Source organism: Nostoc sp. (genome assembly GCF_036917615.1).
In the GTDB taxonomy this organism is placed as follows: domain Bacteria; phylum Cyanobacteriota; class Cyanobacteriia; order Cyanobacteriales; family Nostocaceae; genus Nostoc.
On sequence record NZ_JBALCZ010000047.1, the window covers coordinates 108131 to 129146 of the forward strand.

Genomic DNA, 21016 nt, shown 5'->3' on the forward strand with positions numbered 1-21016 from the left:
GCAATTAGAGTATAAATTATCATGCTATCCGAGCTAAAGCAAAGTATCAATCAATACAAGTGGTTTGAAGAAATAAGAAGTAAAGATAACTCAGATGTATAATTAGCGCGTCTCCTCCATAATCTCTAAAAAGATAGCGATTTAGGACTGGCAGGCTTTCTACTTTTTACTTTAATAAGGGGCATATGTGGCAACAAGAAAAAAAAGATACTTCGATAGTCAGGCTGGTATTATGGGTTGCCTTAGCTACAACCCCGATGGCAGTAATGGTGGTATCAGCACCGATACTGGCACAATCTACACCTAAAGCTCCCTCTTTTTCACTGCCACAAACAGTGCAGAATGGGACGACAGTGCGGATTGACGGTTCAAGTAGCTTGGCTGCGATCAACCAAAGCCTGAAAGAAAGTTTTGAAAAACAATTTTCCGGCACAAAGGTTGAAGTTGCTGCTAACGGCACTAGTACCGCACTAAAAGATTTGCTAGCTGGCAAAATCGACATAGCAGCAATGGGGCGTGGATTGACGCCAGCAGAAAAAGCCCAAGGACTAGAGCAAGTTCGCTTGCGCCGTGAGAAGATTGCGATCGTGGTTGGTGCAGATAATCCTTTCAAAGGAAGCTTGACTAGTAAGCAATTCGCCCGGATTTTCCGGGGACAAATTACAAATTGGTCACAATTGGGAGGGTCTTCTCTTAAGATTCGGTTTATCGATCACCCTAACACTAGTGAAACTCGCGATACTCTTCGTACTTATCCAGCTTTCAAAACTGCTGACTTTGCTACAGGCTCTAATGCTACCCAAATAAGTGAGGATAATACCGCAGAAATCATCAAACAACTGGGCAAAGACGGCATCAGCTATATATTAGCTAATCAGGTATCGAAGTTGAAAGGCGTGCGAGTTCTGCAATTACATCAAGCCTTGCCAGATGATGCTAAATATCCCTTCTCGCAACCTTTAGTTTACGTTTACAAAAAAAATCCTAGCTTAACCATAGTAGATTTTCTCGGCTTTACCCTTGCACCCCCAGGACAGCAAGCTATAGAACAAGCTAGAACTGCTGAAGCAAAGGCGATCGCAGCCAGCGGATCACAACAACCTGCTGCTACGCCTTCCCCCAGTGCCCAGACGACACCTGCTGCGACGCCTTCCCCTAGTGCCACTACTTCTGTATTTGGCGAACAGCCGTTTGTGGCTGCACCTGCACAAAACAGTCCAATTGTAAACAAAGGAACACCTTTTTGGTTGCTGCTACCTTTGTTTTTTACTACTGTAGGTGGAGGGTTACTATGGTGGATTCTAGGAAAACGCCCATTGCCCACTGAGAAAACAGACAACTTACCAGAATCAAATCCTCGTCCACCCAGCACAGAAGATGTAGATATGGCGGTGCTTGATGCCAGCACAGATCCCTCCCTTAACGGAGCGATGCTTGAAGAGCAGCCAGTACCACACTTCCAAGAGCAAGAAACCCCTGAGCGCACTCCTTTCAACATCTATGCTCAAACACAATCTGACCTGACCCAGAATGCTACTCAGGGGACATCTAATTTAGTACAAGAGGCAACTAATGGCTCCTCTAACCTCTATGAAGGCACAACTTCAGGCGTAGCTAATGGCTCAGAAAAAGAGGCAACTAATGGCTCCTCTAAGCTCTATGAAGGCACAACCTCAGGCGTAACTAATGGATCAGAAAATAACAACTTAGGAGCCGCAGCTTTAACCGGTGGTGCGGCTCTAGCAACGGGCATCGGGACGGCTACCTGGTCTGCCTTTACCAACAAAGAAACAGAAACAGATGCGATCGCTCAGACAGACAAAGTAAATAATTATCCGGGGACAAACACTCCTGAGTCTGATGAAGTTGCATGGGACATAGAAGCCCCAGCGGCTGTAGTAAATACTTCATATCCTCACCTGGCTAATATTCCAGAAGAGGCATCTGATGTCATAGCCCCACTGCCCGAATTCCCAGATGTGCCAGAAGTAACATCTGATTTTGATTATTGGGACACAGAAGTTAGTGAAGATCCGATAGATGAGCAACTCCAGGCAGAATTGAACTGGCTAGAGAGTATCACCTCAACTGAAGATACAGCCTCAGTAGATGAATTGCCGTTACCAGAGTCTGGCGAAGTGGCAACGGATATAGAATCCTCAGCGGCACAAACATCCTCACTGCTCGATTTCCCAGAATTTCCAGAAGATATATTGAATCTGGTAGCGGACGCATCTGAACCGACTGCCGATTTGCCAGAGGAAGAATCTCCAGCAGAGCCGACTGTTGGGGAAGGTATTGCTGAAGACTCCACAGATTTTGCCGCCGCTGCGGCTTTAGCAGCAGGCGCAGGGATTGGAGCCTGGGCTACCATTGGATCAGCTGCCCAAGGAGAAACTGATACTACGGTTGACAATGTGCCAATTGCAGCCGAAACAGCTATTGGTTTGGTAGATGCAGATGAACAGAGCAGTATTCTGCTGACACCGCATACTTATACATCGGCTGATGTCTCTTGGGAGATTTCCGAAACCAAGAAAGCAGCGCTGCGCCAACAGGGCGGCTCCCAATTGGTAGTGCGGCTCTACGATGTGACTGGGATAGACTTGAGTTATCAAACTCCTCACCTAGTAAAGGAGTATGAATCTGAACAGACAGCACACGAACGCCTGGTGGAAATTCCGGTCACCGATCGCGACTACATAGCTGAAATTGGCTATATCGCTGATGGCGATGCCTACGGCGGTAAACTACGCTGGTTATTCATCGCTCGTTCCGCGATTGTTCGTGTCTTCAGTCCTGTGCATCCAGATCCCCTAATTGATCATCAGCCGATGTCTACGACGGGCGTAGCAGCAGCCGAAACAGCTATTGGTTTGGTAGATGCAGATGAACAGAGCAGTATTCTGCTAACACCGCATACTTATACATCGGCTGATGTCTCTTGGGAGATTTCCGAAACCAAGAAAGCAGCGCTGCAACAACAGGGCGGCTCCAAATTGGTAGTGCGGCTCTACGATGTGACTGGGATAGACCTAAGTTATCAAACTCCCCACCTAGTACAGCAGTATGAATTGGAACAGACAGCACACGAACGCCTGGTGGAAATTCCCGTCACCGATCGCGACTACATAGCTGAAATTGGCTATATCGCTGATGGCGATGCCTACGGCGGTAAACTACGCTGGTTATTCATCGCCCGTTCTGCGATCGTTCGTGTCTTCAGTCCTGTGCATCCAGATCCCATAGTTGATCATGTGCCGATTGCGGATGAAACAGCTATTGGCTTGGTAGATGCCGATCAAGAGAGCAGTATTGTGCTCACACCCCGCACTCCCCAGTGGGCTGATGTCTCTTGGGAGATTTCCGAAACCAAGAAAGCAGCGATGCGTCAACAGGGCGGCTCTCAATTAGCAGTGCGGCTCTATGATGCAACTGGGATAGACCTAAGTTATCAAAGTCCTCCGTTTGTCCAGCAGCATGAATGTGAAGAGACAGCACACGATCGCTTTGTGGAAATTCCCATCAGCGATCGCGACTACATAGCTGAAATTGGCTATGTCGCTGATGGCGATGCCTACGGCGGTAAACTACGCTGGTTATTCATCGCCCGTTCTGCGATCGTTCGTGTCTTTAGTGCTGTTCATCCAGATCCCACAACAGCTCCCACCGTTGAAAATGTAGCGTTAACAAGCCAAACAGCTATTGGCTTGGTAGATACCCAACAACAGAGCAGTGAAGAAGAGAGCAGTGTTGCGCTCACACCCCGCACTCCCAAGTGGGCTTATGTCTCTTGGTATATTTCCAAGACTCAGAAGGAAGCACTGCAACAACAGGGCGGCTCCCAATTGCTAGTGCGGCTCTACAATGTGACTGAGATTGATTTGAGTTATCAAAGTCCCCAACTTGTACAACAGTATGAATCTGAAGAGGTAGTACAGGGACGCTTTGTGGCTATTCCGGTGAGCGATCGCGACTACATGGTTGAAATTGGCTATATGGCTGATGGCGATCGTTGGTTATTCATCGCCCGTTCACCTAACGTTCGCGTTTTCAGTCGTTCCCACGAAGATTTCTGGTTTGTGGCAGATGCTGAGTTGATTATTCACGGAGCAACCCAACCAAATACAAATGTAAACATTGGTGGTCATACTATCAAAATCAAACCCGATGGTACTTTCCACTTACGTCTCCCCTTTTCAGATGGTTTAATGGACTATCTGATAACGGTAGCTGCTGATGGGGAATCCACTAAAACTATCCATAAGAAGTTCTCTCAGGAAACTTCCGAAAACTAGCAATTACCTTGAGTTATCCTCTCTAACCCTATTCTCCCCTTTTAGGGGGAATGGGGAGAGGGTTATTCAAGAAAGAGACTTGGGGACTTGGGACTGGACAACCAGATTTGTGATCATGAGGTTTGTCAACAACCTGAATATTCTCAAGATGGTGAAATTTCATTTTGCGAGCTAGTTGTATAATTGATGGTCACAGAGCAACTACCCACTCCGCAATCTAAAATCTAAAAATCGCTACGGCAATTAGCTGGTTTCTGCCACGAACTATGAAGCGTGGTTGTGGGCGCATCAGCCATTAGTACAATCTCTCCTTTTGCATTTCTCACCCACCCTTGCGCTTCCACAATCGGCGCTGGTGTCGGGCTAGTTGCCTGAGTAGAAACATCTGTACTAACGGGGTTTTCATTCCTTGGGTTGAGAGTTACCCAATCTACCAGAACTGCATTAGGAGAAAGAAGGTCATAGGGATTGCGGGGTAAACCGCCACGTCCAGTGATCGTAAAACTGCTCTTATTTTGTGCTGTACCCGCTTGACAGACTTGCGACACTTGAATATTAACTGGTACGGCTGGTAAGTTAATTAATAATCCTCGATAGGGGTCAACATCAAGGGTATTAATTTTTACAATGCCGCTTAAATTAGGCCTTATTTGAGAAATTGCCGTAATATCATTTGTCTGAAGTTGACCCGGATCTGGATCTGGATCAGTAGGGCGCAACCTTTTAAGGTCTTCGCTAGTTAGTAACGCAATTCCAAAAATCTTAGTAGCCTTGATTCTGACTGCTCCCCCTCTACCATTGTAGGCATTGGCGGTGATGTCGCTGTTTTCATTTGGTTTGGCGACGATAAAGCCGTCAGGGGCATTGATGATGATATTACCGCCATTTCCACCCTGTTGATTAGTGCCTGCTGAGGTAGAAATTTCACTCTTGCGGCGCAGTAGCAATAAGTCCTGCGGTTGCAACTCGATATTACCGCCCTCGCCTAATGTGGTTGTAGCTGAAATTACTCCTTGGTTGTCTAAGTTGATAGAGCGAGCCTGTACCCGAATATTACCTGCATTAGCAGTTTCCTTACCTCGTACGCTAGCAAGCAGACCACTGGCAGAACCATCATTATCAACTATAGTCGGATCGGATTGCTGCTCAAACCGATTAAAGTAAGTCGGATCGCTCCCAGAAATTTTTACGCTGTCAGTGGCTGTTACCGTGATGTCACCTGCACGTCCGGTGCTGAAGGTACTGGTGATGACTTGTCCGCCATTAGTAGCCTCAAGGGTGTTGGCGTTAACAGTGATATTACCACCTGGGGATGCGCTTCTAGTTCGCGCAGTCAAAACTCCTCCGTCTAATAGGCGCAATTCCCCAGTAGTCACATTAATATCGCCACCCTGACCAGTGCCTTTGTCCTCACTAGAAGTCACCAAGCCGCTAGAGTATCCTTGATTTGGATCTGCATTAACCCCAGAAATGTTGACAGAGCTAAAAGCATTGACGGGATAGATATTAATATTGCCTGCATTCCCTTCTCCAGTGGTTCTGGACAATATTTCACTACCCTTGGTTAAGGTAAGTTTCCCAGCCGTGATATTGATCGCGCCACCATCTCCTAACCCAAAAGTGTCGCTGGAGACTAAGCTATCCTCAACAAAGACGGTATTTCGAGCATCAATAATCACGTTCCCAGCACGCCCTTCTCTAGAGGTGGTGGTATCCAGTTCAGAGCCGTCGGTTAAGTCTAACGACCCAGTTTGAATATTGATGTTACCACTATTGCCAACGCCAGTGTGTTCATCTAGACTCGTAGTAATAAAACTTCTTGCAATAGATACAGACTTATCAGCTTGCACAAATATACCTTTAGTCTCCCCCACGCCCTGGACGGTGGTGCTGAGTATAGCGTTATCGGTTAAGGAGAGCGACCCTGCCTTAATTAGGATACCGCCAGAGTTACCTACGGCTCCATATTGCACGTCATTCTCGATCATGCTTCCGGAAATTTTCATTTCTTCTGTAGCATCAAGCGTAATATCTCCTGCTGGACTGCCATCTGACTTTAAATTACTTTCTATCCCAGCCTCAAGACTACTGTTGTTCAAAACATCTAAATTTTGTGCGTTGATTGCAATACTACCTCCTCCTTTGCCAGTTACCCTAACTTGAGATCTATTCGTAAGTAATATATCTGCTCGTTGCACTTGTGCAGGGTAATTTAAACCTAGAGTATTAGCCTCAACATTTAGCCCTACTGTTGTTGATCCTGCGACTCCTCCCAACTCAATTCGACCATCCGGTGCAGCCAAAGTTGCGTTATCATCCAAGGTGACATTGCCGCCCAGTAACAACAAATTCTGACCATTATCAACCGATAGAGATGCTCTATTTACTTGAATAGAATTAATCGGCAGATTGGCAATTTGATTGAATAGAAAAGCAGAAGGATTCACCATCAGTAATTCAGGATTATTAGGAGCAGAAGCACTGAAAAAGCCCTGATTTCTAAACTCGATGGCATTAGCTGTCGTCGCTACAAACGAACCACGAATGTCCAGTTTGGCATTCGGACCAAAAACAATCCCTTTAGGGTTAATTAGAAATAGGTTGGGATTAGAAAGACCAGAGGTGCCGAGAGTTCCCATAATCTGGGAGCGGCTACCACCCGTCACCCGAATTAAAATATTTTCGATAGCTGCGCTAGGACTAACGAAATCGGCTTTTTGTGCTTCGTCAATATTGAATTGCTGAAAGCTGTGGAACAAGTTGCGACCCGCCACGGTTCCCCCAGTGATAGTGGTGATATTGTCTTTGGGGGGGCTAACCACCGAATTAACAGGTAAGGTCATATCTGCAATTGGGACGTTTTGTGCTTGGGTAGGACTGAACTCAGCTAGACATAAAAGAAAAATCCCGCCTGTAAACCAGAATGTGTGAATGTGCTGTTTCATTGATAACTGAGAATAATTAAGAATCAGCCTAGTGTTTTATCAAGCTAGTTTTAAGGGTTTGTAGTCAGCACTTTAGTGCTTAGAAAATAAGGACTAAAGTCCTTACTATCAACTTGCTTACCCCTCAATTTAAACTTGACAGACTACTAGTACCGCGAGACGGAAGTCAAAAGTCAGGAGAGCCAGTATTAGATGTCAGATATGTCAGCGTGTAGCTAGCTTGACCCATGGTGAATGGGAGCAACCCGTTTCCATCATTCCAGATAAATTGACCGCCAAGACTCGTAGACCCAGCAAATAGTTCTATGTAAACTTTTGTATGAAAAATCTCGTTCAGAGCAGGAAGATTGTCTCGAACTCCAGCGTTCATAGAATAACCCCAAACAATTTGGTTTTCGACTCTCAGTGATATTTGGTCGGGAGAACTTCCGCCAGCAGTAGTGCTGTTGCACACAAGAGATTGTAGAATTAATGTTTTATACCTTGACCTAGAGGTTGACGACTCACCACCTCCTCCAACTAAGTAGTGGTTACCCGACCTACCTATTAGAGTGTCATTGGCTTCATAGCCGTATATTTGATTCTTTCCTTGAGTCCCAGTTAGATAGTCGTTTCCAGGGATGCCTTGAATAATTGCCACGTTCGTTACTCCCGCATAAATAAGTGTTTCTACTGTTGATCTTAACTAGCAATTAGCATTACAGATAAAATTGGTTAAGAAACAAAACAAGGCGCTTCCTCCACCATTCACAAATTTTCTAACACCAACCTCCAGCATTAACACTGCCAGTATTGAGTTATCCTCTGTTTATTAACCGCTTTAGCTGGGGAGCAATTATTTTTCCAAACCATAACGCAAAACAAAGGCGCACAGGCAAATTCTCACAAGCCAACAGCTGTTAACAAATTAGCCCAATCATCACCAAGTACTCGCAAACCTAAATTAGTTACAGCATCCTGCCAAATATAATTGACAGCATAGGCAGTATATGGTTTTAATTTTGCCATCTTTAACTGACTTTCAAGCTCGCTCGTTAGCGGCATCCGTTGCACCCATGCGTTAACGTAAAAATACTCAGATGTGGTTTGGCGATCGCCACAATAAACTTTGAAGTACCATTGATATTTGAAGTCTTGCTTCAGACCACTGGTTTAAGTAAGTTGTCAATATTTACTCAATACTTTACATAACTTTATACAATCTCCTTTTAGAAGATGGCATCAAATGGCATATTCTAATTGAAGGAGATTCTAGTTAATTAGCTGAAACCTTTAGTATATCTAAGTGGGCGATACTGGATTTGAACCAGTGACCCCATCCGTGTGAAGGATGTGCGCTACCCCTGTGCTAATCGCCCAAGACTTTTTATATTATCATAACTTACTCAGATTTCCGGTTGCAGAAATATATTTAAACAAGGCGCGTAGAGAAGAGAAGCAATCCCAGCCGCAAGCGAATTGTTTCATTCCGCAACTCTTGGAGAGGCTACTTCGGCTACGCTCAGCACAAGTGCGCCAACATTCGCAATGACATTATGTAATTAATTCTGTCTGACAACTTAAGGTATTTCAGTGCGATCGCCTAATTATCCCAGATAGATGGTAAAAATCCTTTCAAAAGCCCCACCTTACCCTTTAATATCTAAAACCAAATACCAAAATAACGAAGTTTTCCAATGTCATTTTGCTTGCAGAAAACACCAAAATGAGTAAGTAAACTGGGGTTTAAAGAAGTCAAATGCCATTTTGAGAAAGCATTTCAGGATTTTGAGAAAGTAAACAGACATTTTGATAAAGCAATTAGGCATTTTGAGAAAGTAATCAGCAAATATACCTGGTAGAAAAAGTTAAATGTCTGAATGGTGGACTATTTACAAATGGCATTAGGACTTGCTTGCATTAACAATCAAAATAACGATTCATCTACGCAAAAATTGGCTGTAAATTTAAAATAAAACCAGGGAGAACATCTTCACCAGATAAACTTGTAGGAAATTGTAAAACTTCTGGTGCTTGATTAGGGCGATAAATGATTACTTGTTTATCTTTGGGATTAATTAACCAACCAAGTTGTAAACTATTTGCTAAGTATTCCAGCATCTTGGCTTGAGTGTCCTCGACATCATCAGTTTCAGAAACCAATTCTACTGCAAAGTCTGGGCACAAGGGGAGATATTTTTTTCTTTGTTGTGGTGTGAGAGCATCCCACCGTTCCATCTTTACCCAAGAAGCATCAGGAGAACGAGTTGCACCATTAGAAAGTTTAAAACCAATAGAAGAATCAAAAGCTTTTCCTAAATTCTTTTGACTGTTCCAAAACCATAGTTGACCTAACAAATCAAAATTACGGTTTCCTGTTTCTCCTCCAGTGGGTGACATGATTACCAATTCTCCTTCAGCAGTTAATTCCAAACGCAACTCTTTATTCACAGCAACAATCTGTTCAAATTCCTCATCCGTAAATTTGAGATTAGGAGGTAATTGTAAAGTTAAAGCAGTCATAATTAATTCCGCTCCATGAAATCCTAGTTGCGTTACACCCATGCGCTGCCAATAGGGAAGACTAAACCTCTACCTCTACTTTATAATTTCCCCCGCCCTAATAAGGGGTAGTGTTACAGAAAGTGTCACCAGGGACAAAATAATGAATAAAGTACTGAATTTTATTGGGGAGTTGGAACTTTATCCACTTTGATTTTGGTTTATTGGGTAAAAAGGGTTGAACAGCACATAAAAATCTCTTTTTAGTTACGACTCCAATTAAAATCGGAACTTTTTAGTAATAGGAAGCGTAGGCGCAGCCCGCCGTAGGCATCGCTAGACCAAATTCTCATAAAAGTAACGTTAGATTTTACCCTAACACGACTTACGCACAGGTAACGGAAAATCGAACCGCAGAGGACGCAGAGGACACGGAGAAATAAGAGTTTCAGAGAGTTCTTGCGTAAGTCCTACTTAATTTCAGGGTAGCTCAGGCTGCACATAATACTTAGTGGGTTGGTTGCCTTGATTACTTTCTGTAATCGCTTGATTTAGGTAAATTACTAATTCAATCTTAGTGATGTGTTAGACAAGCTACTACGTATTTAGGCTCTGAGTGCAGGAGTCACTGAAATTTGATTTCTTTAGTTTATCTAAAGTCGCATCTAAGTTATCAAATTACCTTCCTAAGATAGAAGCAGCAATTATAAGTTGCCATACATGACTACAACCCAACTAACAGCTAGTGGCTGCGGAGAACGTAAAAATGGCTAAAGCGCCAGAATCTTTAGATTTATCTATGAATGAAGTTACAGACAGAGCTTTAGATCGTGATTGTACAACCTTATCCCGTCACGTCCTCCAGCAACTTCAGAGTTTTTCGCCAGATGCACAGGATTTAAGTGCGCTGATGAATCGCATCGCCCTGGCCGGCAAACTGGTTGCTCGTCGCATGAGTCGCGCCGGTTTAATGGAAGGCGTTCTCGGATTTACTGGGGAAGTTAATGTGCAAGGAGAATCCGTCAAAAAGATGGATGTCTATGCCAATGATGTGTTTATCTCAGTGTTTAAGCAAAGCGGCTTAGTCTGTCGCCTAGCTTCTGAGGAAATGGAAAATCCCTACTACATCCCGGAAAATTGCCCCATTGGACGCTATACCCTGCTGTATGACCCAATTGATGGCTCATCCAACACTGATAATAATCTCAGCTTAGGTTCCATTTTCGCCATTCGCCAACAAGAAGGAACTGATAGCGATGGTAAGGCAACTGATCTGCTCACCAACGGACGTAAGCAACTCGCTGCCGGATACATCCTGTATGGCCCCTGCACGATGCTGGTCTATACTATAGGTAAGGGCGTTCATTCCTTTGTCCTTGATCCCAGCTTAGGAGAGTTTATTCTCACAGAAGAAAATATTCGGATTCCTACTCACGGTTCTGTTTACAGCGTGAACGAAGGTAACTTCTGGCAGTGGGAAGAATCGATTCGAGAATACATCCGCTACGTTCATCGCACAGAAGGCTACAGCGCTCGTTATAGCGGCGCAATGGTGAGTGACATCCATAGAATTTTGGTTCAAGGCGGCGTGTTTCTCTACCCAGGCACAATTCAGAACCCAGAAGGGAAATTGCGCTTGCTTTATGAAACCGCTCCTCTAGCCTTTTTGATTGAGCAAGCAGGCGGTCGTGCTACTACAGGATTGGTAAATATCTTGGATGTGGTGCCGAAAAAACTGCATCAGCGCACCCCTTTAATTATTGGTAGCAAAGAGGATGTAGCAAAAGTGGAGTCTTTTATTCAAAACGGACACTAGTGTCAGAAGGCAGAAGACAGCAGAAAATAAAGCTTGTAGATAAAGCTGTTTAACTTTTTTCAACTGGATAGTTATTTTTGCCATACTGCACTATAAGACAGTGACAAAAGCATCAAGGATGCGTCTAGCCTATGGCATTAACTAAAAGTTAATCATGGTGATTTAGGATTGGGAATACAGAATAGCACTTCTTGAAGATGTATTAAAGATTATCTCAGCTGGCGGATGCGATAAGTGGTTGGCAACGCCACAATTCAAAAGTAACCATCAACATTTGATGGGTTTTACCAACTTCACTACGAAACATCACTATACAGGACTGAAACAAATTAGAGCTATGGCTACCAATCATCTACTAGAAATTAAGCAATACGGTCAAAGTATCTGGATGGATAATCTGACCCGTGACATTATTCAATCAGGCGAACTTAAAGACATGATTGAAAATCAAGGGATCTCTGGGATTACCTCTAACCCAGCAATCTTTGAAAAAGCGATCGCTGGTAACGTCATTTATGATGCCGATATCGAAGCCGGAGTTCGTGCTGGCTTACCGACATACAAAATTTACGAATCGCTGGTTTTTGCAGATATCCGTAATGCCTGTGATATTTTACGCCCTGTTTATGAAGCCTCGAATAGACTAGATGGTTATGTGAGTATTGAAGTCCCGCCAACCATCGCCCAAGATACTGAAGCAACAATAAACGAAGCCCGGCGCTATTTCCAAGAAGTTGGTCGGGAAAATTTGATGATTAAAATTCCCGGCACAGAACCTGGTTTACCAGCAGTAGAACAGGTAATAGCCGAAGGGATGAATGTCAATATTACGCTGCTGTTTTCTGTAGAAAGCTACATAAACACAGCTTGGGCTTATATTCGGGGCTTAGAAAAACGGCTGGCTGAAGGTAACGACATCAGTAAAGTTGCTTCAGTCGCCAGCTTCTTCCTCAGCCGGATCGATAGCAACATTGACAGCAAAATAGATGCTAAGTTGAAAAAAGGCGTTGATGATATTGCCGTGGAAGCAAAGCTCTTAGCTGTTAAAGGGAAAGTAGCGATCGCTAACGCCAAGATTGCGTACCAAGAATACAAGAAAATTATCGAGAGCGATCGTTGGCAAGCCTTGGTAGCAAAAGGGGCGACAGTACAGCGGCTACTTTGGGCTAGTACCAGCACCAAAGACCCCAACTACCGCGACGTGATGTATATCGAGGAGTTGGTTGGGCAAGATACCGTTAACACCGTACCACCAGCGACGATCAAAGCTTGTGCCGATCATTGTAACGCAGGCGATCGCTTAGAAACGGATGTAGATAAAGCTTACACGCTGATCGAAAACCTCAAAGATCCCGACATCAACATCGATATCGATGCCGTAATGGATGAACTGTTAGTCGAAGGTATTGACAAGTTTATCCAGCCCTTCCAGTCCTTGATGAACTCTTTAGAAGAAAAGATCAAGGTATTGTCGCCAGTGTAGGGACTGGGTATTGGGGACAAGGGGACAAGGGGACAAGGGGACAAGGGGGAGAAAAACCAATGCCCCATGACGCCACTTGCTACCCTGCGAGAACGCTAAGAGCGAACAAGTCGGCAAAGCCGCCCAACGCAGTGGCTTCCCCATGCCCCATGCCCAATCTCAAAATCCAAAATCCAAAATCCAAAATCCAAAATTGTTATGGTCAGTCTGCTAGAAAATCCCTTGCGCGTTGGTCTGCAACAGCAAGGGATGCCCGATCCCCAGATTATAGTCATTTTTGGCGCTTCTGGTGATCTCACCTGGCGCAAACTAGTGCCAGCACTTTACAAATTGCGGCGAGAACGGCGTATTCCACCCGAAACTACCATTGTCGGTGTAGCACGTCGAGAGTGGAGCCATGATTACTTCCGTGAACAGATGCAAAAAGGCATGGAAGAAGCGCATCCTGATATCGATTTAGGGGAACTCTGGCAAGACTTCTCTCAAGGTCTGTTCTACAGTCCTGGGGATATAGACAATCCCGAAGGCTACCAGAAGCTGAAAAGCTTATTGAGTGAATTAGACGAAAAACGGGGCACGCGAGGGAATCGAATGTTCTACCTCTCAGTTGCCCCCTCATTCTTTCCCGAAGCGATTAAGCAGCTAGGAAGCGCCGGGATGCTAGAAGATCCCTACAAACATCGTCTAGTAGTTGAAAAACCCTTTGGTCGGGACTTAGCTTCTGCCCAAAGTCTTAACCAAGTAGTACAGAAATTTTGCAAAGAAAACCAAGTTTACCGCATTGACCACTACTTGGGTAAAGAAACAGTCCAGAATTTGCTGGTGTTTCGCTTTGCCAATGCGATTTTTGAGCCGTTATGGAATCGTCAATTTGTTGACCACGTGCAAATTACCGTGGCAGAAACCGTGGGAGTGGAAGACCGGGCTGGTTACTATGAAAGTGCCGGCGCACTGCGGGATATGTTGCAAAATCACCTCATGCAACTTTACTGCTTAACGGCGATGGAAGCACCCAACGCAATGGATGCCGACAGCATCCGCACAGAAAAAGTAAAGGCACTCCGAGCTACTCGTCTAGCTGATGTTCACAATTTATCACGTTCAGCAGTACGCGGTCAGTATAGTGCTGGCTGGATGAAGGGTCAAGCAGTGCCAGGGTATCGGACAGAACCAGGCGTTAATCCCAACTCCACCACACCCACCTATGTAGCGATGAAGTTTTTGGTAGACAACTGGCGTTGGAAAGGTGTTCCTTTTTACTTGCGTACTGGAAAGCGGATGCCGAAAAAAGTCAGTGAAATTTCGATTCACTTCCGCGAAGTTCCGTCTCGGATGTTCCAATCTGCTGCCCAACAGGTAAACGCCAACATTTTGACAATGCGGATTCAGCCAAATGAAGGGATTTCCCTGCGTTTTGATGTCAAAATGCCGGGGGCAGAATTCCGCACCCGTTCCGTTGACATGGACTTTAGTTATGGTTCCTTTGGTATCCAAGCAACTTCCGATGCCTACGATCGCCTATTCCTTGATTGTATGATGGGCGATCAAACATTGTTTACACGGGCGGACGAAGTAGAAGCAGCCTGGCAAGTAGTAACGCCAGCCCTTTCCGTTTGGGATGCACCCGCCGATCCAAATACTATTCCCCATTACGAAGCCGGGACTTGGGAACCAGCAGAAGCAGAATTCTTAATTAACCAGGATGGCCGTCGCTGGCGCAGACTGTAGAAAGTTAGGAGTTAAGAGTTAGGAGTGATGAACTAAGAGTTATGAGTGATAAATTATGAGTGATGAGTTATAAATTATGAGTTTTTGAATTAAGAATTTCAGTTCTTCTAACTCCTAACTCCTAACTCCTAACTCCTAACTCCTAACTCCTAACTTATTCAACAAACAAAGCTGACAACCCAAAAATACTATGGCTCCCCAATCTTCTACAATTTTTTCACTTCAGGCACCAAAAGATATTTCGCTTGACGAATTAGATGCGGAACTGAATCAAATTTGGCAAAGCTACGGCATTACTGGCGATAACGGTGGGCTTCCGGCTGCTACTCGGGCCACTACATTTACTTTAGTGGTTTACGAACCGGAAGAAACCCAGTATCTTTTGGCCACTTTAGGATTTTACAACGGCCCGCTTGACGGGATTTTAGGGCCTCAGATGCAAGCTGCGCTGCGGCAAGTGCAAAATAAATATACACTGCCAGAGACTGGAAAAGCAACACCTGAAACCCTGGCTATCTTGAGAGAAGAATTCGCCAAACGTCAAGGAATCGAGGCTACGGGGGATAATGGTTCTGTTGGTATTCCCAGCTTAAATGCCCCAAGTCCCAGAATTGCCGATGAAATCGCCCTCCGCAACCCTTGCCGAATCATTGCCCTATTTCCCATTACTGGCGAAGATAAAGGGGTCAAGGCTCAAGTTTCTGCCTATTGCCCCATCCAAAAGCAATCGTCAAGTACACTCATCTGCTGCGAATATATAACTCTCAGTGGAACTGCTGCTGCCTTGGAACGGGTAGGGGGGATGATTCCAGCATTGTTAATTGGCGGCTTACCAAAATTCCTTTGGTGGAAAGCAACACCAGACCCCAATAACGCTCTATTCAAGCGGCTGGCTGCAATATCTAACAATGTTATTGTGGATTCTTGCCGCTTTAACGAGCCAGAAAGTGATTTACTCCACCTACAAGAATTGGTGGAAAGTGGTATTCCCCTAGCTGACCTCAACTGGCGTCGCCTCTCAGCATGGCAAGAATTAACAGCTGAAGCCTACGACTCACCTCACCGTCGGGCTGCTCTTAAGGAAGTTGACCGAGTAACGATTGATTATGAAAAAGGCAACCCCGCACAGGCATTGCTGTTTTTGGGTTGGCTGGCAAGTCGTCTACAATGGCAGCCAGTTTCCTATGAAAAGGAAAGCGGAGATTACGACATCACTCGCATTCGCTTCATTGCCCAAGACCAACGGCAAGTGGAAGCCGAATTAGCGGGTGTTCCCCTTGCTGATGTGGGTGAAATTATCGGCGACTTGATTGCCCTGCGCCTCAGCTCGACAAATCCGCAGGCAGACTGTGGTACAGTTATTTGCTCGGAAACTGGTGGCTGTATGCGGATGGAAACACACGGCGGCGCCCAATCTGCTGGTCTGTTTCAACAAGTGACTTCACTTTCGGAACAAAAGGCGGAAGCATTGCTAAGTCAGCAGGTACAACGTTGGGGCCGCGAGTCCCTTTTTGAAGAAAGCCTGGGAGTGAGTGCGAATATTTTCAAATTGGAAACAAGTAATTAGCTTCACCTGGAAAGAATAAAAGTTACCAAAATTGCGGAAATCAAACACAAGCTCTTCAGATTTTTGGATATTTCAATAATCTGGAGGGTTTTTCTATTTTCCTTGGTTTTAGCAGAGAAGCTTTGAACTTAGGAAGTCAGTAGTTTGGACAAGTAATGGTATTGGTACAGTTGCCCTGTTGAGCGCGATCGCTTCTTAACAGTTTGGATCTATAATTCCTCATCTGAGTCATTAAGGAAAAAGCAAGATAGCGATTCTTGTTTGGATGCAACACGCTGTAGGGGCGTACAGCTGTGCATTGGTGTCAACTTCAGCTAAAACCCTCGTAAAATCTCGTTTCCAGTCTCTGGCTGGAAATGCATACCCTGGCGGGTCTGCCGCCAAAAGAGGGAGGCGGAGCCTGCGAACTGGCATTCCCAGTCTCAGACTCTTAACGAAATTACGAGATTTTACGAGGCAATCTCTGAAGGACTTATCTAGACAGGCTTTCACGTTAAGTTGACACCAATGACAGCTGTGCTACCCTACGAACGGCCTTTTAACCCAATTGAGAACCGCTATACTTCACCCACTGGGGTAGTCATCGAATATTTTGTTGTTGCTATTCCCCAAATTATTAAAAGGATAAGTCGTATGTGCCTCCACGCTCAAGCGCGCGTTTGTAAGCAGGTCGCTCATGAATGCGATCGATAAATTCTTTCAGCTTTGGTCGGCTCTCGACCTCTTCGGGAATCGTGGCGACTATTTCCAGGGGAAAGCTCATTTGGATATCGGCGGCGGTAAATTCCTCGCCCGCAAACCACGTACTTTTACGGAGTTCGCCTTCGATGTAGTCAAAGTGAAGTTTGATCTGGGGCGCGACGAATCCGCTAACGACGCTGCTGTCCCCTGCCCCGAAATTGTTCAAGACTACCCGCATCACTAGCGGTGGCATTGCAGAGCCTTCGGCGTAATGCAGCCAATAGGTATAGCGCAGATGCTCCGGCGTACCGGATGCCGGGACTAGCCGACCATTGCCGTAACGATCAACTAGGTATTCGATGATCGCGCCCGACTCAGCGACTGTGACGTCTGCATCTGTAATCACTGGTGACTTGCCCAGCGGATGGACTTGACGCAGCGACTCCGGTGCCTGCATCGTCTTTGGATCGCGTTCATAAAATTTGATTTCGTATTCGATACCTAATTCCTCGAGCAGCCACAGCACACGCTGCGATCGCGAGTTGTTAAGATGATGCACAACGATCATAAAACTTTCCTCTTATAGTGGCTTATTGCGATTCGATCTCGACTAATCTCTAACTATATTATTAGACAGACTTTTTGTGCGTAACTCCCCTAATTGGCTGGTTTTCTTGTTTCTAATTGGTATAAATTTGAGTTAGTTGGTTTTAGATAAATCACAAACTGGCGCATCCGCTTTTGCAAAAAGTGACGATAGACGCCCAGGCAATAGTCAATTATCCATTTGTTTCATTTATGACTTTAGTCATTGCCGGGGAACGTAGTGGAGTGGGTAAGACAACAGTCACCCTCACCCTTTTAGCATCTTTACGTCGTCGCGATCGCCTGGTGCAATCTTTCAAGGTTGGTCCAGACTACATTGATCCGATGTTTCATCAACACGTAACTGGTCGTGCTTGTCGGAATTTAGACCCAGTACTGACTTCTGAAGCCTACGTTCAGCAATGTTTTGCCCGTCATAGCCAACTGAGTGAATATGCCCTAGTGGAAGGGGTGATGGGATTATTTGACGGAATTGGGCATGGGCAAGAAAAGCAAAAATCACCTGACTTTGCGAGTACGGCACACATCGCGCGGCTTTTAAATTTACCTGTAGTGTTGGTGATTGATTGCAGTCGTTTATCTGGTTCTGTAGCTGCGATCGCTCACGGCTACCAGTCTTTTGATCCCCGGCTTAAAATAGCTGGGGTAGTATTAAATCGCGTGGGGAGCGATCGCCATCTCTCTCTACTCAAAGATTCCTTAGAAGCCTTACAATTACCCATTCTCGGCGTACTGCGGCGTCAAGATAACATCACAATTCCCGATCGCCATTTGGGTTTAGTACCCACAGCAGAACTTCCTCAACTCAATGCTTTAATTGATCGACTCGCCGATTTAGGAGATACTTGCTTCGACTGGCAACGCTTATTACCTTTGTTAAAATCAGAACTGCTCCCCTATTCTCCCACCCTGCGGGAAGCTAAAGCTACATCCCTCTCATCCTCCTCTCCCGTCAGAATTGCCATTGCCCGCGATCGCGCTTTTAATTTTTACTATCAAGATAATCTCGATTTGCTGCAACAGCTTGGTGCAGAACTAGTTTTCTGGAGTCCCTTAGAAGATGCTGACATTCCAAAAGATGTGCAGGGAATGTATTTTGGCGGTGGTTTCCCGGAAGTTTTTGCCCAGCAATTAGCAGAAAATACCAGCGTTCGTGATGCAGTGAAAACGGCAATTCTTCAAGGAATGCCCACAGTTGCCGAATGCGGAGGATTGATGTATTTGTGTGAGCAAATTATCGATTTTGAGGGTAAATCTTGGTCGATGGCGGGAGTGCTACCAACATCCGCTGTGATGGGTGGGCGTTTAACTTTGGGCTATCGTCGTGCAGTAGCTTTGCAAGATAATCTGTTAGTTAAGGCAAATACAACTGTTTACGGACATGAGTTTCATCGTTCCCAATTAACTTTAACTCCCACTCAGCCCCTATTTGAAACTTCTCGCTACGATTGTGAGGAAAATATGGAATGCGAAGGATGGGGTTTACCTGCAAATGTTCATGCTTCTTATATGCATTTGCACTGGGGAGAAAGTGGAGAAATTCCCCAGCAGTTTCTTAAAGAATGTAGAACTTACGCATAAGAGATCCCCCAACCCCGTCCCTTAAAAATTTAACGGCATAATTAGTTACTAGTTTTGATAAGATTCAGCGACAATAGGGAATCAAACTCTGAAAAAGACTGCAAATCGCCAATAGTAATGCCGGAATCTTTAGTGCTATAAGTCTTTTTCTTGGCAGTTTCGCTAACCTGTCGAATGGAAAGCCCCATCTCTTTAAGCAAACGGTTAACGTGGCAACTGCTAACCTTAATCCCCAATTCTTTTGCCAGATGCTTGCTTAACCATTGCGCTGTCCAGCGTTCAAATGAATAGTCATAATCACGGGGGCTATGACTTGCTAATTCTTTTAAGCGACCTAAATATTGCTGATTCACAGTTTTAGGTCGTCCAATCAAGCGATCGCTCCATTTGTGAGCCTGTCCTGTTTGGGCGATCATAATCCAGTAGCGTGCTGTCTCTTGAGAACATCCCAAAGCTTCACAGACTTGAGTCTGGGATTGACCTGCATCGAAGAGTAGCATAATTTCAATCCGACGACGGTATTCTGCACGTAAGTCGGTTTCTAAGCTTTTCATTAGATATCTGCGCTGAAAAGGTGTTAAGCACAAACCTGGATTTTCCATAACGATTCCTCTTAGTAGAACTTGCACTCTTTGGAAGTTCGTTTAGTTTATTGGCGAACCTCTGCTTACTTATCGGAATCAAAAGTCTATGAATTCCACAAATAGTTACAAAAGTTCATAATTATCAAGCGACTTAGCATAAGTACAGCTTTTTAAGCCTTGGCGTAGTAAACAACCAGAAAGGACGAAGATATAGTCTGTGTTTTAAATTTCATGATTCGGAATAGTCAAAGGATGTTATAAGACTTTAGTTTAGAAAACCAAAGTATTTTATTTAATTTAAAATATTTGAATAATGAAAACATAAGTCATTGATTTATGCGTAAAAAGTTAGTTTAAAACCCTTGTTTTTATAGATTTAATCTCAGATAATTTAGATGGAGTTAGACAATACATCACTAATTCCATATCAACATCAATCTAAGAAACTCTAATAACAGAGAAGGAGAAAATGATGGAAACGCTCAACTATCTTCATGATGAATCCCTAATTGTTGAATTGAAACCTGAAGAAGCAGAAATTATGCAGGGAGGGGTCTCTTATGAAACGTACACAACTAAGGGTGTCTCTAGTTACCTAAATATTCGTTCTGGTCCGGGCATCGGCTACCCTAGTATTGGGCGCTGGTATCCCGGTCAGCGCTACAACTTGCAGATACCAGCTATCGTGAAGAACGGATTCCGTAAATTCGGTTCTTCTCTGAGTGCATGGGTATCGACGCGGTACATCAAGCCGGCATAGGCAGCTCTCTTGAGTAGCCACAGGTTTATAAATCTAAGTTAAAAGCTGAACATTAGTGGTTCATGTCATTAAATTTGAGAGGTTTATAGTGAGCGATTTATCGCTAATTTTCAAGCGCTAAAGTCACTTACTACGAACTTTCACAACCCGTTAAAACTAATGACATGAATTACTAGTTTTAATCTGAGCAAAGAATGTGATTACACTTTTCAAGATCATACACATTCAACCTGTAGGGGCGTACAACGATCGCTCCTACATGGGATTTTTTATGCTCAAAAACAAAATAAGATAGGTCTTTAAGAAAAATGCGCTACCAAAGTGTACTTCAACACAGCGAAGAAGACTGTGGTGCTGCTTGCCTTGCTACTATTGCCAAACACTACAGACGCACCGCACCTTTGCCATTAGTCGAATACAGAGAACCGAAACCGTGCAGCACGACTGTTTTTACGGTCACTGAACCTTAGCTTTAATCTGAGCAAA

14 protein-coding genes and 1 tRNA gene are annotated in these 21016 nt (G+C 44.6%); 8 read left to right on the forward strand and 7 right to left on the reverse strand.

Annotated elements, in window-relative coordinates:
• Positions 1 to 185 precede the first annotated feature (185 nt).
• Positions 186 to 4298: a DUF4912 domain-containing protein gene (locus tag V7K85_RS16425; protein WP_334814691.1), complete on the forward strand. Its 4113-nt coding sequence runs from the start codon at positions 186 to 188 to the stop codon at positions 4296 to 4298.
• Positions 4299 to 4522: 224 nt separating this feature from the next.
• Here V7K85_RS16425 and V7K85_RS16430 read toward each other — a convergent pair whose 3' ends face one another.
• From V7K85_RS16430 to V7K85_RS16450, 5 genes are all read right to left on the reverse strand, one after another.
• A complete protein-coding gene (locus V7K85_RS16430) occupies positions 4523 to 7243 on the reverse strand; it encodes an S-layer family protein (protein ID WP_334814692.1) in 2721 nt (906 codons plus the stop codon).
• A gap of 166 nt (positions 7244 to 7409) precedes the next feature.
• A complete protein-coding gene (locus V7K85_RS16435; RefSeq protein ID WP_334814693.1) occupies positions 7410 to 7883 on the reverse strand; it encodes a hypothetical protein in 474 nt (157 codons plus the stop codon).
• Between the two features lie 242 nt (positions 7884 to 8125).
• Positions 8126 to 8386, reverse strand: coding sequence for a DUF928 domain-containing protein (locus tag V7K85_RS16440; protein ID WP_334814765.1), 261 nt, complete (start codon positions 8384 to 8386; stop codon positions 8126 to 8128).
• A gap of 143 nt (positions 8387 to 8529) precedes the next feature.
• A tRNA-Val gene (locus tag V7K85_RS16445) sits at positions 8530 to 8601 on the reverse strand.
• A gap of 565 nt (positions 8602 to 9166) precedes the next feature.
• Entirely contained in the window at positions 9167 to 9745 is a 579-nt protein-coding gene (locus V7K85_RS16450) for a Uma2 family endonuclease (protein ID WP_334814694.1), read from the reverse strand.
• A gap of 745 nt (positions 9746 to 10490) precedes the next feature.
• On the opposite strand from V7K85_RS16450, the gene fbp reads away from it, so the two are divergent.
• From fbp to opcA, 4 genes are all read left to right on the forward strand, one after another.
• Entirely contained in the window at positions 10491 to 11540 is a 1050-nt protein-coding gene (fbp, locus tag V7K85_RS16455) for a class 1 fructose-bisphosphatase (RefSeq protein ID WP_334814695.1), read from the forward strand.
• 337 nt (positions 11541 to 11877) lie between these two features.
• On the forward strand, positions 11878 to 13023 hold the full coding sequence (tal, locus tag V7K85_RS16460; RefSeq protein ID WP_334814696.1) for a transaldolase: 1146 nt from the start codon (positions 11878 to 11880) through the stop codon (positions 13021 to 13023).
• Positions 13024 to 13221: 198 nt separating this feature from the next.
• A complete protein-coding gene (gene zwf, locus V7K85_RS16465) occupies positions 13222 to 14751 on the forward strand; it encodes a glucose-6-phosphate dehydrogenase (protein ID WP_334814697.1) in 1530 nt (509 codons plus the stop codon).
• Between the two features lie 190 nt (positions 14752 to 14941).
• Positions 14942 to 16318 carry a glucose-6-phosphate dehydrogenase assembly protein OpcA gene (opcA, locus tag V7K85_RS16470; protein ID WP_334814698.1) on the forward strand — a complete coding sequence of 459 codons (1377 nt, stop codon included), beginning with the start codon at positions 14942 to 14944 and terminating at the stop codon, positions 16316 to 16318.
• Between the two features lie 616 nt (positions 16319 to 16934).
• Here opcA and V7K85_RS16475 read toward each other — a convergent pair.
• Complete coding sequence (locus V7K85_RS16475; protein ID WP_334814699.1) at positions 16935 to 17567, reverse strand: glutathione S-transferase family protein; 633 nt, start codon at positions 17565 to 17567, stop codon at positions 16935 to 16937.
• A 230-nt stretch (positions 17568 to 17797) separates the two neighbouring features.
• Here V7K85_RS16475 and V7K85_RS16480 point away from each other — a divergent pair, with 230 nt between their 5' ends.
• On the forward strand, positions 17798 to 19186 hold the full coding sequence (locus V7K85_RS16480; protein ID WP_334814700.1) for a cobyrinate a,c-diamide synthase: 1389 nt from the start codon (positions 17798 to 17800) through the stop codon (positions 19184 to 19186).
• Between the two features lie 41 nt (positions 19187 to 19227).
• Here the strand turns inward: V7K85_RS16480 and V7K85_RS16485 are convergent, their stop codons facing one another.
• Positions 19228 to 19788, reverse strand: coding sequence for a helix-turn-helix domain-containing protein (locus V7K85_RS16485; protein ID WP_334814701.1), 561 nt, complete (start codon positions 19786 to 19788; stop codon positions 19228 to 19230).
• A gap of 451 nt (positions 19789 to 20239) precedes the next feature.
• Here V7K85_RS16485 and V7K85_RS16490 point away from each other — a divergent pair, with 451 nt between their 5' ends.
• Complete coding sequence (locus tag V7K85_RS16490; RefSeq protein ID WP_334814702.1) at positions 20240 to 20530, forward strand: hypothetical protein; 291 nt, start codon at positions 20240 to 20242, stop codon at positions 20528 to 20530.
• 308 nt (positions 20531 to 20838) lie between these two features.
• On the forward strand, positions 20839 to 21000 hold the full coding sequence (locus tag V7K85_RS16495; protein ID WP_334814703.1) for a cysteine peptidase family C39 domain-containing protein: 162 nt from the start codon (positions 20839 to 20841) through the stop codon (positions 20998 to 21000).
• Positions 21001 to 21016 lie beyond the last annotated feature (16 nt).

Excerpts from the sequence above, each read along its gene's own strand:
- V7K85_RS16425 (WP_334814691.1), top strand. The coding sequence starts at position 186 with ATGTGGCAACAAGAAAAAAAAGATACTTCGATAGTCAGGCTGGTATTA.
- V7K85_RS16430 (WP_334814692.1), bottom strand. The coding sequence starts at position 7,243 with ATGAAACAGCACATTCACACATTCTGGTTTACAGGCGGGATTTTTCTT.
- V7K85_RS16450 (WP_334814694.1), bottom strand. The coding sequence starts at position 9,745 with ATGACTGCTTTAACTTTACAATTACCTCCTAATCTCAAATTTACGGAT.
- fbp (WP_334814695.1), top strand. The coding sequence starts at position 10,491 with ATGGCTAAAGCGCCAGAATCTTTAGATTTATCTATGAATGAAGTTACA.
- tal (WP_334814696.1), top strand. The coding sequence starts at position 11,878 with ATGGCTACCAATCATCTACTAGAAATTAAGCAATACGGTCAAAGTATC.
- zwf (WP_334814697.1), top strand. The coding sequence starts at position 13,222 with ATGGTCAGTCTGCTAGAAAATCCCTTGCGCGTTGGTCTGCAACAGCAA.
- opcA (WP_334814698.1), top strand. The coding sequence starts at position 14,942 with ATGGCTCCCCAATCTTCTACAATTTTTTCACTTCAGGCACCAAAAGAT.
- V7K85_RS16475 (WP_334814699.1), bottom strand. The coding sequence starts at position 17,567 with ATGATCGTTGTGCATCATCTTAACAACTCGCGATCGCAGCGTGTGCTG.
- V7K85_RS16480 (WP_334814700.1), top strand. The coding sequence starts at position 17,798 with ATGACTTTAGTCATTGCCGGGGAACGTAGTGGAGTGGGTAAGACAACA.
- V7K85_RS16485 (WP_334814701.1), bottom strand. The coding sequence starts at position 19,788 with ATGGAAAATCCAGGTTTGTGCTTAACACCTTTTCAGCGCAGATATCTA.
- V7K85_RS16490 (WP_334814702.1), top strand. The coding sequence starts at position 20,240 with ATGATGGAAACGCTCAACTATCTTCATGATGAATCCCTAATTGTTGAA.
- V7K85_RS16495 (WP_334814703.1), top strand. The coding sequence starts at position 20,839 with ATGCGCTACCAAAGTGTACTTCAACACAGCGAAGAAGACTGTGGTGCT.